Origin of the sequence: Cupriavidus sp. DF5525, from assembly GCF_040149425.2 — a bacterium.
GTDB classification, from domain to species: domain Bacteria; phylum Pseudomonadota; class Gammaproteobacteria; order Burkholderiales; family Burkholderiaceae; genus Cupriavidus; species Cupriavidus pickettii_A.
In genome coordinates this window covers 2,037,880-2,052,913 of sequence record NZ_CP168265.1, presented here as the reverse complement: position 1 = coordinate 2,052,913, position 15,034 = coordinate 2,037,880, and the positions used below count along the sequence as shown (strand labels likewise).

Sequence of the window (15,034 nt, the reverse complement as noted above, 5' to 3'; positions counted from 1 at the left end):
TGCCCCATCGCCTTCACGACCACGGTAGTGTTGACCAGTGCTCCCGTTCGTTGGATGGGGTGGGTCGCACGGCCGTATCCGCAAGCTATACCCCCAGCGAGCCCCCTGGCTGAATGACTGCTCTTCGCCAGACACGATGACCGCAACGGGTCGTCTAGAGACGAGGATAGGCAGTTCGTTCGATGCTGGCCATAATGCCGAAAACATGCAAATATGGATTCCATATTTGCATAAATTTAAAGAAAATATCATCAAACTTTGCCCGACATGCGGGAAAGCGTAATACCTTCCTCTACGAGAGCGAGGCCTTGGACGCCCCACCGGTCAGGCGCCATGTGGGGGGAGATATATAGCCCCCTCCTCGGTCGACTGCTGCCGTATGTCACATGAATCGGGAAATATGCATGACTACGAAGGATGAAGTAGAACTTGGCTTTGACCACCCATTGCGATGGGAGGAAGCGTTAAAGAAAGACAAGCTGGGCCGTCAAGGCTATGCCGAAGCTGCAGTTACGGCGTTGAATCGGGTCAACTCGGCAACTGGCTTCGTGTTATCGGTTGACGGCGCATGGGGTAGCGGCAAGACGTCAACGCTCGCAATGATCGAAGCGTTGCTCCGAGCACAAGAGCCCGCTCCGGTAATCGTGCATTTCAATCCGTGGCTTGTTGGTGACCGAGACGCACTACTGCGCAACTTCCTCTCCAAAATTTCCAACGAAGTTGAGCTTACCGACCATGCTGCTGCCGGCAAGAAGGTTGCTCGGGAACTGAAAGCGTACAGTAAGGTCTTCGATTTCATCAAGTTGGTTCCGGGTGCCGAGCCGTGGGCTTCCCTAGTGAAGTCCGTGGTCGCAGCGGCCGGAGACGCAGTTGAATCCGTATCCGACTACAAGACGCCCGATATCGAAGCTAAGAAGCTGAAAGTTGAGAAAGCCTTACGCCGCTTCAAGCGCTCCATCATCGTCTTTGTCGATGACATTGACAGGCTTTTTCCGCTCGAGGCCTTCGAGATGATACGTATTGTGAAAGCGGTCGGCGACCTGCCAAATGTGGGATACGTTCTTGCATGGGATCCGCAGTACGTTGGTAACGCGCTCAAGTCGGCCAACGTACCCCAGTCTACGACGTACCTCGACAAAATCGTGCAGGTTCGATTGCCGCTTCCTGCTATAGGACTCCAGGCGCGTGCTGCCCTTATCAACGAGGCGCTCGCCCGCCTCCATCCTGATGCCAGCATTCGCCACTTCCCGAACTCCGAGGATCGCTTACAGCTCTTATACTTCTCCGGGCTTCGCGAGATATTGGAGCAGCCGAGAGACTATGCTCGGGTCTTCAATACCGTGGCAATCATTGAGCCGGCCCTTCGCGGCGAGGTGGTGTTAGCCGACATTATCGGTCTTGCCGCAATCATGGTGAAAGCACCGGAGGTCTACGATCTCATGCGAAAGGAGCCTCAATGGTTTGTCGGCACACTTCCGGGCCGTCACAACCCTTTTGTCACGGCAGCCGACATGCTCAAGGAAGGGTCCAAATGGAGGAAGGACGCATTTAATAAAAGTAGCTACCCGTCCGCGGTCCGAAGGCTGGTCCACCGAATTTTTCCCCTCACGGCAAGCGCAGATGATGAAAGCTCCCTGGGCACAGTCAGCGACGTTGAAGGACATCTCGCAGCCCCGTCGAGACTTCTGGTAGCACTCCAACTACATGTCAGCGGCGCCGATGTCAGCTTCGTTCAAGCACGTCGCTATTTGATGCACCCCAAGCAAAGAGACTCAATCGCTGGCTCGCTTTCAGGGGTGAACTGTGTCGAGTTTCTTGAGTGTCTCGGCGACGTGGCCGAGTCCACTGTTGGCTCAGGAATTTCCGACGTGGAAGCCCTATGTCTGAATCTGGCGAACTTGGCGGATGCAGAGCCGTTTTCCACGCGGGCCAAGTCGCGCCCCAGCTTCTTCAGCATTAGGGTCGAAGATGTTGCGTTTCGCGCCATCACCTCGATTGTAAGAGCCACTGCCCTTGGCAATGAGTCGAAAATTGCAGCTGAGGTGGCTACCAATCCCCAGGGACTTACCGTCGCAATGGAGCTATTCGCTGGCAGCTACCTCTATGACACGAAGGACTCGGACAAGCTGTACTGTGCGCCGGAAGATAAGGAGCGACTGGAGTCCGAACTGGCGGAGAACGTCTTACAAGCAGCCCGTGCTGCCCGGTTGCTCACCACCTGCAATCCCGGATTCATACTGTCAAGGCTAGCTATAGCAAAGCCAAGTGTGTGCCCGAACGTGTTTTCGGCTATGAAGAGTGTGGATCCCTCGCTGGATGGGTTCGTACTGGCAATGTGCGCATACAGCTATGACTCGACGAATGGACAGATCTACTCGTTACCGGAGGACCATACCAGAATTGAAGCCTACTGCTCAATCGAGAAGCTCAAGAGTCATGCGAAGGAGCGTCTCAAACAAAATCCGCAGCTGCCTGCGCTGGCGGCTTGGCGAGCAATCGATGAAGATAAGTCTATCTATGGAGTAGACGGAACATACGCACGAGACTGATGCGTTGCGGATGGACACCGATTCGAAACGTCATTGTCGTACTTTCCGTGCATGTATGGACCCGACGCCTTTTGCAAGCTTCTTGTTCGTGATGTCGAAACGGTCTGCATGCATGTATCCGGCTTGCCTAGTGGGCTCTTGCCGAAGCATGCCCGCAGCCTCGATGAGATCCGCGCATCCTGTCCTTAGCAAAATCGCGGCGTGCCCTGACAAGGGCCGCCGGCACGAAAATCAGGCTTTAGGATGCTGGTTCAACCAATTTCGTCATCGCTTTGAGAAGCTCCGCAAACCAGCGTGGGTATTTTTCCTCCTTGCAAGCAAGCCCAGAAGTTACGCTGCCGCAGTGCGGACCATATAGCTCGAGTCACTGCTCAGCAGTGCCTGGATGACGCGCGCGTTCTTGTTGGCCAGCGCGACCGCCGCGCAGTTGTGCCCGCGCCGCGCGATCAGCTGCTGCAGCCAGACGCTCTGGGGATCAGTTTTTTGGGTTGAGTAACGCAGGACCGCTCGTGCGCCGTGAATGAGCAGAGTCCGTAAGTATGTGTCGCCGCGCCGGCTGATGCCGTGCAGTCGAGGTTTGCCTCCCGAAGAGTACTGGCGTGGCACTAGGCCGAGCCAGGCCGCCAGATGCCGGCCGTTCCTGAATTGCTTGGCGTCGCCGACGGCGGCGACCATGGCCGTGGCGGTAATCGGGCCGATGCCAGGCACTTGCGCGATCTTCTTGCACAGCACAGATTGCTTCATGAACGACTGGATCGATGATTCTATCAAGTGGACTCGCTCCTCGATCGCCTGCAGGTGCTGCAGCAGTTCAGTCAGCAGCGTCTGGCAGAATGACGTCAGTTCGTCGGCGCTCTTGCTGAGTAGGTCCGGGATTGCCCGCTTGAACGCCTCTGGTGAGCGCGAAATCGTGAGTCCACGCTCGCCGAGCAGACCACGCATCTGGTTGATCATGACGGTCCGGTGTCTGATCAGGATGGCGCGCATCCGGTGTGCGGCTTGGATGTCCTGTTGCTCGACCGATTTGATCGCAACGAAGCGCATGGCAGGCCGGCTGGCGGCCTCAACAATTGCCTCGGCATCGTTGCGATCGTTCTTGTTGGTCTTGACGAAGGGCGACACATACTGCGGGCTGATCAGCCGAACCTCAATGCCAAGCGAATGGAAGCGCCGCGCCCAGTGATGGGCGGTGCTGCAGGCTTCCATGACGACCATCCCCGGCTTCAGTGTGCGCACGGCCCCTCCAGGGGTAATCGTCCTTTCCGCGCAAATTGATACGGTTGAAGGGAAAATGGCCCGCTATATCAATGACTTGCGAAAATCCCGCAGTGCTATTTTTCCTATGCCGTAAGTCGTTGGTGGCATTGGAGATTTCGCATTTCAACGTATCAATCTGCACGGAAAGCACGAACACCCCTTGCTGGCTGGCGCGGACCTGGGTATCTTGCCCAGGATGCTGCGGTCTCTCCGGTCGAGATCTGTTTTGGTACAAGGCCAGACGGCGAAGTCGCGACCTTTGGAGAAGCAATCGCCCGGCGGGAGGCATTAAAATACCCGACCTCCGTTCGATACAACGTCAAGGGAGAGTGCCGTGCCCACAAAGAGGTCTGCAAAGCCGTACGCGAAGAAGGCCGCAAAGAAGGCCGCAAAGATATCCGCAGAACCATCCGCCACGAGCGGCGCAGCATCGACGCGGAGCTTCCGGCTCGAGCTCGCGGGCCAGTCCATCCCCGTCAATTCCATCGAGGGCGGCGCTGCCGTGGGCGTCGTCGTCAATGATCCTCCCACCATGAGCGCATTCCGGGGAAAACATCTCTCCGGTACCCGGTTCGAGCCGATTGCGATCGAAGCCGCCTTCAATAGCGCGCGACCGCTGTTCGACTTGGTCGGGAACGCCTGGAAGGGCACACGTCCGCAAGCGAATGGCGCGCTGATCGCCGCCGATGTCAGTGGCCGACCGGTGTCCAGGCGCAAGTTCGTCAGGGCGCTCGTCGCGGAGGCGACTGTTCCGACGCTCGACGGTACATCGCACGACCCCGCCATCATGACGGTTCGTCTTGCGCCGCAACAGACAAGTGACGTGGCGCCACCGGCGACGCTGCCAGCCGTGCCACGGCCGCCGGCACCGTCGCTCGTGTCCAATTTCCGGCTCAGCATCCCCGGCCTCGACTGCACCAAGGTCATCAAGATCGATTCGTTCACGGTGAAGCCGCAGGCGAACCTGGTCGAATTTCCCGACCTCCAGATCGAGCTCAGCCCGGTTTCGGGAGCGACCTGGCGCGACTTCTATCGCACCATGGTGATCGAAGGCCATTCCACGCCGATGGACGAGAAGACAGGCACCCTCGAATTGCTCAGCGCGAATTTGACGCAGGTGGTCGCGACGATCACCTTTTTCAATCTCGGAATCTTCCGGTTGGACGAGACCCTGCCCGACCCCACCTCGGGGCTGACGCGTCTGGTCGCAGGCTTCTACTGCGAGCGAATGGAGCTGGCGATCAGCTAGTCTATCGCCACTTCAGATTCTCGAGAAGTTGGAAGGGGGCCACACCGACGTTTTTGTGCGGTGCATGAGTCTCTTGTTGGCCCATCGCGACATTTCGCTGCGAAGCGGAAGTTGGTCGCTATCGGGGGTGATCTATATGAACGCGTCCCGTTTGCGCCAGGTTTTCGCTTGTTCAGACACTGACAGGATGGGCTGCAGCTCTATATTCGGCCCTCTTGCAGCCGGTATCGCCGCTGCTGGCCCCTATGAAATACGCTGACCTGCGCCTCATTCGTACAGCGAGCTCAAGGCTCGTATCACCCCACAGGCTTAGCAGGTCCCGGTCCTACCTGACTTGTCATCACACTCGATTACCAACGCAACCTTCGACGTTTCACCCTGTAAGAACGCTAATCTCCAACGTGGTGCTTACCTCTCAACCCGGCTTCACGCTGATGTAATCCTTCTGATACTGCCGGCCATGGGCCAGAAGCGCCCATATCATGGGGTGATCGTCCTTTTGCTGTAAATTGATACGATCGCGCTCCCAGCTCTTTTGAATCAACGACTTGCGACAGAGTCGAAATTCTCGATAAAGGGGAAGTCGGAAAGCCTTGCTGCGGAGCGGCTTTCCGGACGGTCACCGTATCAATCCGCAGCAAAAGGACGATCACCCCGAGCAGCAGCCCCACAGCCCCCTGAGCTGCTCCTAACAACTCTCGATCTGACGTCCACGAGCCACCCACAGCGCCATATCGATTATCCGAAGCGAGGTTTCCCGAAAGGCCGTAGCCTGATTCGCATACTTGTCGGAAAGCATCCAGGCGTGCGGCAAATATTTTTCCAGTGCCTGGATATTGTGATTGGCGTTATCCTTCCATGCCCCCACTGCCTTCAAAACGTACTGATCGAAGATTGGGACTATTGATGGGTATAAAAAATGAAGAAAAGTGGTTCTAACAGGAAGCGCTGTTAGATTTTTCATTACAGGAATTTCAAACTCGTCGAACATCCTAATAATGGAAAGTATCTCTTTAACATCCCTGTGAAGTACCGAGGGAAGAGAGCCGAACAAAGCAATAAGGTCTTCTTGGATGCGCTGCCGCTCATCTGCATTATTTCCTATCCACTTTCCAATATTTTTTATCGCCCTACCTTGTGAGTAAAGCTTCCAGTAGAGAAGCGCCTCGTAGATCCCCAATGGTTTGACGCATGAAAAGCTCTCAGCCGGAGAGAAGCGGTTGATTAATTCGTAGTAGAGCGCCCTATCACTGGCAGGCGGGCGTGACCCAAAGACTGCGAGCAAGCTTGAATATGAACGGTAACCTCGGCAAGTCTCATCGTATCGACGGTACAGTGAAGGCCAGTCGAAGTTGGCGAGCGGGTCCCTCATTTTCTTCTCCAGGTTACCTGTCATTGCATTTGTATTTACGGTAACGCCGGTGACTGGTGTATTCAATGCTCCATATGCCCGATAGCCTCACTAGCACTACGGGAGGAAACAATGGATACATTGCAGGTTAATCGAATGCGGGGTTCTGGACGACCCCACAGACCTTCATGCGTGTTAGCAGTAAAGCGTAAGCGGCGCAATATCCGTTTCAGTTGTCATCTCAATCGAGAGTGCGAATCATCACTTGTGGTCAATTTGTTCTCCCGATAACATTGGCAAGAAACTCATTGAAATCAATGGGTTGGCAATGACCCTCCACTTAGAGAAGAGCAGACCAAGAGATGCGCTTTTCTCTGCTGGTGAACTTGATGATTTCTTAACGCTTTGATTTGTAAAGGTAATTCGTTTCTTACCGCCAGATTTTACTGAGATGGACCCGGCGCCTCCCTTCGGGGGACACTGTCTGCCTAACCTGACACGTGGAGGTTCATCATGGAAATCGACATCCTCGGCATCGATCTCGCCAAACATGTGTTCCAGCTCCATGGCGCCGACCGCCGCGGACGGCCTTTGCATCGAGCGAAGGTCTCGCGTGGCTCGCTCCTGGAGGGGGTGTTCGTGCTTTCCGTGCAGATTGATACGTTGAAATGCGAAATCTCCAATGCCACCAACGACTTACGGCATAGGAAAAATAGCACTGCGGGATTTTCGCAAGTCATTGATATAGCGGGCCATTTTCCCTTCAACCGTATCAATTTGCGCGGAAAGGACGATTACCCCGTCCTGGGCGGCAGCTTCCGCCGGTTCGTCCGTGGCCAGGACTTCAGCCGGAGCTTCGGCCACGGCTTCAGTGGTCGCTTCCGAGGGCATGGCTTCAATGGGCGCTTCCGGCGCGTCAGATTCAGTCAACGCTTCCGAGGCGGTGGCTTCCATCGATTCTTCCGGTGCCACGTCTTCCGTTGAAGCGTCCGGGGCTGTGTAAGGCCGCCGGCGCCGATATGACACGGTCGCCGTCGGGCCGCTATCCCGGCTTGTCGACCAGAAGTCCAAGCGTCGGGTCTGAGTGTCAACGCTGCCACTACCGACGCACGCATCACTGGCTTCACCAATGACGAGATCCGCGTCGCGCATCGCCTCAGCGATGGGAAGCTCCATCTGACCAAGTCCGTCCGTCGCATTGCTCGCGACAACGGGTTCAACCACTTGCTCTGGGGCCAATTCGTTCTCCTTCTTGAAGTCACTGCACGTGCAGACGCTTCCTAATCCCATGGACGGTGAGACCTTGTCTCTTGCGTGTCGTTCGAACTTACCCATCGGCGTTTATGTGATGCAAGGTTGGGGGATTGCCCGTAGTCGTCCATCTGCGCCTGGATCCGGCGGATCGCGTCCGCCCGCTCAGTCTTTGCTGTCATCGCTGCCGTCACTGCTGGCGTTGCCATCGTCCTGATTGTCAGGCAGCGCCGCCGCCCCCTGGTCGCTGCCCGGCTCTTTCCCGTGGTCTTCCGGCGCGGTCGCCGGCGGACTGCCGGCCTTGCGCCGCCTTCCACCACTGCCACCGCCGTCGCGTTCGGGCGGCGCGACGCGCAAGGTGGCCAGCAGCTGGCGCGCGAGCGCCGCTTCCGCTTCGCCCCGCTCGGCCCGACGCTGTGCCGCCGCGAGTTCCGCCTGTACGGCCTCCAGGTCGCTCGCCGCCTTGCGCTGCGCCTGCTCGGTGGCCGCGAGCCGATCAGCCAGGGCCGCGGCCTGCGCTTCCAGCTTCGCGCGACCCTCCGCCTGCGCCACCGCGGCATCGCGCGCCTCGCTGCGTGCCGCCGCCAGTTCCGTACGCAACTCTTCGGCCGTGCGCTCGCTCTTCTGACGCGCGGTGCGCTCGTGGTCCAGTTCGCGCAAGCTGCGCCGCTCGCTGGCTTCGGCGCGTTCCTGCGCGAGCGTCACCGCCTCGCGCGCCCGTTCCAGCTCCGTCGAGAATTGGGTGCGCAGTACCGCCAGCTGCCGGCCGGCGGCGTCCAGCTCCGCCCGCCCCGCTTCCAGCCGCGCCTGGGTCGCCGCGTGCGCCTGCAGTTCCGCGGCCAGCGTCGCCTGAACCTCCTCGATGGTTTGGCGCGCGGCGTCCAGTTGCGCGACGAGCGCCGCGGCTTCCTCGCGCGCAAGCGCGGTCTCGGCGTGCGCGGCATCGCGCTCGGCCTCGGCGACGCTGGCCGCATGGCGGGCCTCGGCGCGCAGCGTGGCCAGCTCGCCGGTGGCGGCCTCGTTGGCCGCCTGCCAGATGGTCTGCACCGCCCCGGCCGCAATCTCCTTCAACGCCTCCGGCAAGTCGGGATGGTCGATGGTCACGCGCGTGCGCCCGCGCAACTCCTGCCAGAACGCCTGCAGCACCTCGGCGGGCGTGCCCATGCTGCCCTTGCGCACCAGGCTGTAGAGCTTGTTGGCGGTGGGCGTGACGCCGTAGCGGAAGAACAGCAGGCCGCACACCTCGCGGTAGAGCGCGCGGGTTTCGGGAAAGCGCCCGCGCAACTCGGCCAAGTCGGCCTGTAGCGCAGTGTCGGTCAGATCCAGGTCGGCAGCGGCCATCGGGAGAAAAACGGAAAAGTTATGACAAATATTACTACGTAATACGACATATATCCAATTTTCTTGGCAAAACTTTAGACATAACTGCGCTTATGTCTATAATATGGGCTCGAACCGCCTCCCCACGCTGACTCGACCTTGGAATCCCCCGCCCATCCGCCCTCCCCGCCGACGCCCGGCCTCGTCGCCGCCCTGCCCACGCCGCTGGAGCAGCTGCGGCTGCCGCCGGCACTGTCCGGGCGCGACGGCAGCAACCGCGCACCGGCCTCGGCCACCCGCATTGCCGCGACCGACGACCTGGCCGCCGTCACCGCGTGGCTGGCGCGCTATGCCGACAGCGCGGCGACGCTCCCTGCCTACCGCCGCGAGGTGGAGCGACTGATCCTGTGGGGCGTGCTGCAACTCGGCAAGCCACTGTCTTCACTGACTCACGAAGACCTGCTCGTTTATGAACGCTTCCTGGCCGACCCGCAGCCGGCCGCGCGCTGGGTGTTGGCCGGCAGCAAGAAACTCGCGCGCAGTCATCCGGACTGGCGCCCGTTTGCCGGGCCGCTGTCGCCCGCCAGCGTGCGCCACGCGATGGTGATCCTGAACGCGCTCTTCGCCTGGCTGACCGAAGCCGGCTACCTGGCCGGCAACCCGCTCGCGCTGGCCCGGCGCCGACGCGCCCCCAGCCGGCCACGGATCACGCGCTACCTCAGTCACGAGCTGTGGGCGACCGTCAAGGAAACCGTCGAGGCGATGCCGGTGGACACCGAGCGCGAGCGCCTGCATGCCGCGCGCTGCCGCTGGGTGCTGACGGTGCTCTACCTGGGCGGGCTGCGGGCCGCCGAGGTGACGGGCACCCCCATGGGGGCGTTCTTCTGCCGGCGCGATGCCCAGGGCATCGAGCGCTGGTGGCTGGAGGTGACCGGCAAAGGCAACAAGGCCCGGCTGGTGCCGGCCTCCGACGAGCTGATCGCCGAACTGGCGCGCTACCGCCGCGCCCACGGCCTGGCGCCGACCCCGCAGCCTGGGGAAACGCGCCCGCTGCTGCTGCCCGTCATCGGCCGTGAGACGGGTCGCGACAAGGCCCTGTCGCGCGGGGCGCTGCACCTGATTTTGAAGGAGGTGTTCGGCATGGCGGCCGGGCGCCTGCGGTCGCGCGGGCCCGAATGGAAGGCGCAGGCCGATGTCCTGGCCAGCGCCTCGGCCCACTGGCTGCGCCACACCGCCGGCTCACACATGACCGACCAGCAGGTCGACCTGCGCTTTGTGCGGGACAATTTTGGCCATGCCTCGATCGCCACCACCAGCGGCTACCTGCACAGCGAAGAGGATGCGCGGCATCAGGCCACCCAAGAGCGGCACCGCATCGGTTGGACCAGCAAGTCCTAGGATGAGCCAGCATCGGCAAAACGCACAGGGCAAAGCTATCGATCGTCACGGCAAACCTCCATTGCTACTTTCCCTCCAGCCCAAGCGCCACCGCCGCGTTAATCAAGCCATGAACCCTTATTGCTACAGCGACAGTGAAATTGCCGCCGTCTATCGCGTCATCCGGGAGCGTCGCGACATGCGCCACTTTCGGCCGGACCCGCTCGATCCTGCATTGCTAGAACGCTTGTTGCACGCGGCGCATCTCGGCCCCAGCGTCGGCTTCATGCAACCCTGGCGCTTCATCCGCATCACTGACAGGAGCCTGAGAACGCAGGTCCAGGCTCTGGTCGATGCCGAACGCCAGCGCACCGCGTTCGCCCTGGGCGAACGCCAGGACGAGTTCATGCGACTCAAGGTGGAGGGCGTCCTGGACTGCGGGGAAGTCCTGGTGGCAGCGCTGATGGATGGACGTGAGCGGCATATCTTCGGTCGGCGCACCATGCCGGACATGGACCTCGCTTCGGTGGCCTGCGCCATCCAGAACCTCTGGCTTGCTGCGCGCGCGGAAGGAATCGGCGTGGGCTGGGTTTCCTTGTTCGACCCTGAACAGCTTGGCCGACTGCTGCGGCTGCCGCCCGGTGCCCGGCCAGTGGCTGTGCTGTGCCTCGGCCAGGTCGAAACCTTCTATGAGAAGCCGATGCTGGAACAGGAAGGCTGGGCCAGACGGCAATCCCTGGACGAGATGGTGTTCGAGAATGGCTGGACCAACCCCAGCCCCCCAATCGCCTGGGCTGATTATTGATCCGGCAATTGTGGTCTTAGGGATCTGGCCGGCCTGGAGACCGGGCACGTCCGACCGGAGGATGCAAAACGTGCGCAGCAACTGTAAGCGAGGCGTACGCCAACGGCGCGACCCAAACCGTCGAAGCCGTCGTCACCAAGCCGAATCGGGACGATACCCCTCAGCAAAGCGGAAGGCACATCCGCACGCCAAGCCAATGGCATTTCCGCACCGATCGAGGACCGTATCCGAGAATAACGCCCATCCTGATCGCGGCACTACTCGTCCCGCCAGGCATGCTGTTCCCTGGTCGCATCCTCGCCGATCTGGGCCGCTGCCTGTTCGAGCAAAGGCGCATGCGCCTTGGGAACGACCAGCATCGTCAAACCTAGTCCGTCCATCACACGCAGGGCGTGCTCGAGATTGACGCCCTTGCCGTTCTCCAGCTTGGACAGCATGCCGATGGAGATCCCGCAATGCCTCGCTGCCTGCTCAATGGGCATCCCTTCCCCTGCGCGGGTTGCTCGAATGCGGTCGCCCAACTGGTGAATGGTGTGAATTGTCGCCCGCGAAAAAGGAGTCAGATAGGGAGCGGTCGTGGCATGGAGGCCCAGTCAAGTCAGCACGGAGTCTGCTGGCCAGGTTATTTCATGATGGTGAAATTATCTATCCCTGACGGCTGTCATATTCCGAGGGAGACGGCTGCATGCTCTGCGACTCTCGTGACAGGCGTCATCTCTGTTCTGTGCGTTCTGCTGTTCCGGAAGGCGGGCTGGTTTGCGCGGCTCCTCCGACGGACTCCCTCGGCACGAGGACCAGTAGCAAGGCGGTCGGCCGCCAAGTCGTCGCTACTGGCCGTCAATGGCAGGTTGCTCGACTTTGCTAGCGGATGTTCAGTAGGCGATGCAGCAATGAAGGGTCCACCCCGAAGCGATCAAAAATTGCATCTTCAAGCCGAGCGCGATCCGGGAAGCCATAGAATCCGGCCCTCGCGGCTTGGCAGTCCCCTTCAGCCAGGTCGAACAGCGCGCGCATCAGGCGCTGCGTCGCCACCAGGTCGACGAAGCTTTCGCCTTCACTCATCAACGTTCGGGACAGTCGCCCGGGGTGATCGATGCGGAGCTCTCGCGAGGCCGTTGCGAGCCGCCACGGCTTTTGCGGTGACTGGAACACGGCGAGCGCCACGATGCATGCGATCGGCTTGTGTGGACGCTCTCTTGCATCAGACTGCACCGGCTGGCCGGGTAGCTGGCGGAACGCTACGCGGGCCCGCTCCGCCAGCACAAGGCGTGGCGATTCGAGCGGCCGGATCGAGTGCAACACACTGTCCTGGTTTGCCCGCATCTGACCCGGCACGTTTAGCTCACAATCGCCTTCGATGACCTCTGCAACCACGGGGAACGGAAAGCGCAGTCCGCGCAGATGGACACGCGCGTACGCTGGCGATTGGAGGATGATCGAACGGAGAGCGGCCTCTGGCTGCACTGCGTACTTGGTCATCGGTGCCAAGGCGGCGTATCAAGCCTCGTCCATCAAGAGCGACATGCCGAGACCAGCACGGCGCCACAGCCACGGGCTCGGGCGGTAGCGCATGTCGCCGGTCAGCGCTTCCATATTGCGCAGGGTCTCCAGCACCAGCTGCGGGCAGACCGCGTCGCCGAGCGCCAGCGGGCCCTTGGGGTAGCCCAGGCCCAGGTTGACGGCGAGGTCAATGTCGGCCGGCGTGGCGATGCGCTGCTGCGCGATATCGCTGGCGATATTGATGATGCAGCAGAGCACGCGCTGCGCGACAAAGCCGGCCGAGTCGCGGATCAGCGTGACCGGCACGCCGTCGCTGGCAAAGAGGCCGTGCGCGGCGTCACGCGCAGCGGCGCTGGTGGCCGGCGTGGTCATCAGCGTGCGGCGCTTGGTGGCCTCGAACGGCAGCAGCGTGTCGATGGCGACGGTGCGGGCCGGGTCCAGGCCCTGTTGCAGCGCGCTGGTGGTGGCGTCCAGGCCCAGCGGCGTGACGATGATCAGCGCGTCGGCCGACGGCTTGTTGCCACCTTCCGGGGTCACGCCCAGCGCGCCCAGCAGCTTGGTCACCATCGCGTGGCCGCGCTCGCTCTCGTGGCTGACCCAGACGCTCGACGGGCGGGCGCTAGGCACCACGGCAGCGGCGGGCACCTGCTTCTGGCCATCGGCGTAGGAATAGAAACCGGCGCCAGCCTTGCGGCCGACCAGTCCGCCGACCGAGCGGATCGCCGTGATCGGCGAGGGACGGTAGCGCGGTTCCTGGTAGAACTGGTTGTAGATCGATTCCATCACCGGGTGCGACACGTCCAGCCCAGTCAGGTCCATCAGCTCGAACGGCCCCATGCGGAAACCGGCCTGCTCGCGCATGATGTTGTCGATGTCGGCAAACTCGGCCACGCCTTCCTGCGCCACCTTCAGGCCTTCGATATTCATGCCGCGGCCGGCATGATTGACGATAAAGCCCGGCATGTCCTTGCAGCGCACCGGCGTATGGCCCATGCGGCGCGACAGCGCCATCAGCGCGTCGCCCACCGCCGGGTTGCCCGACAGGCCGTCGATGACCTCGACCACCTTCATCAGCGGCACGGGGTTGAAGAAGTGGTAGCCGGCGATCCGGCCTGGGTGCTTGGCACCCACGGCGATCGCGGTGATCGACAGCGAAGACGTGTTCGAGGCAATGATGGCGTCTTCACGCAGCACGGCTTCGAGCCTTGCGATCAGGTCGCGCTTGACCTCCAGCTTCTCGACGATGGCTTCCAGCACCATGTCGCAGCCAGCCAGGTCTTCGACCGCGCCGCAGGGCTTGACGCGGGCCAGCGTGGCCTCGGCATCGGCTGCGCTGATCTTGCCCTTGTCGGCGAGCTTGGCCAGCGTGTCCTGCAGGTGCTGGCGGGCGGCGGCCACAGCTTGCGGGTTGGCGTCGTACAGGTTGACGGTCAGGCCAGCCTGGGCGGCAATCTGCGCGATGCCGCGGCCCATGGCGCCGGTGCCCACGATGCCCAAGACATGGATTCCGGAGTCGGGGGTGGAAGATGCGTTCATTGGTGTTTTTGAGGAAGGCGTTGCGGCAACGATTCGAGGGGGACGTCGAAGGCATTCAGGTGAGGCCGGCTCGCAGAAGGCGACGGGGGACGGCCGCCCACGCCAACGCGGCGCGGCTATCCGGCCAAAAATCGCATTTACATTGTGCGCAGCAGGGATCCGTACCCTTCGATGGCCTCCTTCTCGCCAATCATCCGCAACGCGGCCCAAATGCTGACCTGCGTGGTGGAGATGACCGGCTTGCCCAGCTCCTGCTCCAATTCCGCGAGTACGTCCATCGTCTTCCAGTTGGTGCAGGCCAGAACGATAGCCTGAGCCTCCGGCCTGTCGATTTCGCGTGCCAGGTCTCGCGCGCTGCTGGCCTCCAGACGTCCGACGACCAGGTTGTCGACAAGGCCGAGACCTTTGGCATGGACAACTTCGAAGCCGCTTGCCTCCAAAAAGCCTTTGGCAATGCCGTTTACGCGATCGTCATAGGCAGCACCCAGTGCGACCCGGGCTATGCCCATATGGTGCAAGGCGTCCACCAACGCCGTGGAGGTCGTGGTGGCTGGCTTTCCCGAAGCCTCTTCGATGCGCCGGGTGACCTCGCGGTCATAGCCCAATCCTTTGAGAAAACTTGGAGCCGTTGCGCCAAGCACCAAAACGTCGACATCCGCGCTGCTCAGGTTGCGAGCCTGGGTTTCAATATCACGCACGACGTTCTCAATGGAGTCCGTCGCGATCTGCGTCAGGTACAGCCTCGCCACATGCAGGGTGACATGCGGCGGCAGCGCGCGATAGAACTCCGGTTCGACGGTGGTGTTGGACGACGGTACGAACAGACCGATTCGGCTCAT

At 61.1% G+C, this 15,034-nt stretch carries 12 protein-coding genes and 2 pseudogenes; 5 read left to right on the top strand and 9 right to left on the bottom strand.

Annotated elements, in window-relative coordinates; genetic code table 11:
• The first annotated feature begins 404 nt into the window (after positions 1 to 404).
• Positions 405 to 2,549 carry a P-loop NTPase fold protein gene (locus ABNX08_RS09735; protein WP_349606975.1) on the top strand — a complete coding sequence of 715 codons (2,145 nt, stop codon included), beginning with the start codon at positions 405 to 407 and terminating at the stop codon, positions 2,547 to 2,549.
• Positions 2,550 to 2,879: 330 nt separating this feature from the next.
• Here ABNX08_RS09735 and ABNX08_RS09730 read toward each other — a convergent pair.
• A pseudogene (locus ABNX08_RS09730) lies at positions 2,880 to 3,785 on the bottom strand (IS110 family transposase); the annotation flags it as partial.
• Between the two features lie 355 nt (positions 3,786 to 4,140).
• Between ABNX08_RS09730 and ABNX08_RS09725 the strand changes: the two are divergent.
• On the top strand, positions 4,141 to 5,055 hold the full coding sequence (locus ABNX08_RS09725; RefSeq protein WP_349606973.1) for a hypothetical protein: 915 nt from the start codon (positions 4,141 to 4,143) through the stop codon (positions 5,053 to 5,055).
• 688 nt (positions 5,056 to 5,743) lie between these two features.
• Here ABNX08_RS09725 and ABNX08_RS09720 read toward each other — a convergent pair.
• Positions 5,744 to 6,427 (bottom strand): hypothetical protein, encoded by a 684-nt coding sequence (locus tag ABNX08_RS09720; RefSeq protein WP_349606972.1) that lies wholly within the window; start codon positions 6,425 to 6,427, stop codon positions 5,744 to 5,746.
• 240 nt (positions 6,428 to 6,667) lie between these two features.
• Positions 6,668 to 6,973, bottom strand: a complete 306-nt coding sequence (locus tag ABNX08_RS09715; RefSeq protein WP_349607005.1) for a hypothetical protein — start codon at positions 6,971 to 6,973, stop codon at positions 6,668 to 6,670.
• Between ABNX08_RS09715 and ABNX08_RS09710 the strand changes: the two are divergent.
• Positions 6,920 to 7,063, top strand: a pseudogene (locus ABNX08_RS09710) (IS110 family transposase); the annotation flags it as partial. The gene ABNX08_RS09715 and the pseudogene ABNX08_RS09710 overlap by 54 nt on opposite strands.
• 39 nt (positions 7,064 to 7,102) lie before the next feature.
• Here ABNX08_RS09710 and ABNX08_RS09705 read toward each other — a convergent pair.
• Both ABNX08_RS09705 and ABNX08_RS09700 read right to left on the bottom strand, forming a co-directional pair.
• On the bottom strand, positions 7,103 to 7,741 hold the full coding sequence (locus ABNX08_RS09705) for a hypothetical protein (protein ID WP_349607003.1): 639 nt from the start codon (positions 7,739 to 7,741) through the stop codon (positions 7,103 to 7,105).
• Between the two features lie 81 nt (positions 7,742 to 7,822).
• Complete coding sequence (locus ABNX08_RS09700; RefSeq protein WP_349606971.1) at positions 7,823 to 8,998, bottom strand: DNA-binding protein; 1,176 nt, start codon at positions 8,996 to 8,998, stop codon at positions 7,823 to 7,825.
• A 138-nt stretch (positions 8,999 to 9,136) separates the two neighbouring features.
• Between ABNX08_RS09700 and ABNX08_RS09695 the strand changes: the two genes are divergently transcribed.
• Both ABNX08_RS09695 and bluB read left to right on the top strand, forming a co-directional pair.
• Positions 9,137 to 10,375 (top strand): tyrosine-type recombinase/integrase, encoded by a 1,239-nt coding sequence (locus ABNX08_RS09695; protein WP_022534995.1) that lies wholly within the window; start codon positions 9,137 to 9,139, stop codon positions 10,373 to 10,375.
• Positions 10,376 to 10,484: 109 nt separating this feature from the next.
• Entirely contained in the window at positions 10,485 to 11,159 is a 675-nt protein-coding gene (gene bluB, locus ABNX08_RS09690; protein WP_041681037.1) for a 5,6-dimethylbenzimidazole synthase, read from the top strand.
• Between the two features lie 257 nt (positions 11,160 to 11,416).
• On the opposite strand, the gene ABNX08_RS09685 is transcribed toward bluB, so the two are convergent.
• The 4 genes from ABNX08_RS09685 to ABNX08_RS09670 all read right to left on the bottom strand — a co-directional run bounded on the left by ABNX08_RS09685 (position 11,417) and on the right by ABNX08_RS09670 (position 15,034).
• A complete protein-coding gene (locus tag ABNX08_RS09685; RefSeq protein ID WP_022534993.1) occupies positions 11,417 to 11,641 on the bottom strand; it encodes a helix-turn-helix transcriptional regulator in 225 nt (74 codons plus the stop codon).
• A 379-nt stretch (positions 11,642 to 12,020) separates the two neighbouring features.
• Positions 12,021 to 12,647 (bottom strand): hypothetical protein, encoded by a 627-nt coding sequence (locus ABNX08_RS09680; RefSeq protein WP_349606968.1) that lies wholly within the window; start codon positions 12,645 to 12,647, stop codon positions 12,021 to 12,023.
• Positions 12,648 to 12,656: 9 nt separating this feature from the next.
• Complete coding sequence (locus tag ABNX08_RS09675; RefSeq protein WP_051369731.1) at positions 12,657 to 14,195, bottom strand: 3-hydroxyacyl-CoA dehydrogenase; 1,539 nt, start codon at positions 14,193 to 14,195, stop codon at positions 12,657 to 12,659.
• Between the two features lie 137 nt (positions 14,196 to 14,332).
• Positions 14,333 to 15,034 carry an aspartate/glutamate racemase family protein gene (locus tag ABNX08_RS09670; RefSeq protein ID WP_022534990.1) on the bottom strand — a complete coding sequence of 234 codons (702 nt, stop codon included), beginning with the start codon at positions 15,032 to 15,034 and terminating at the stop codon, positions 14,333 to 14,335.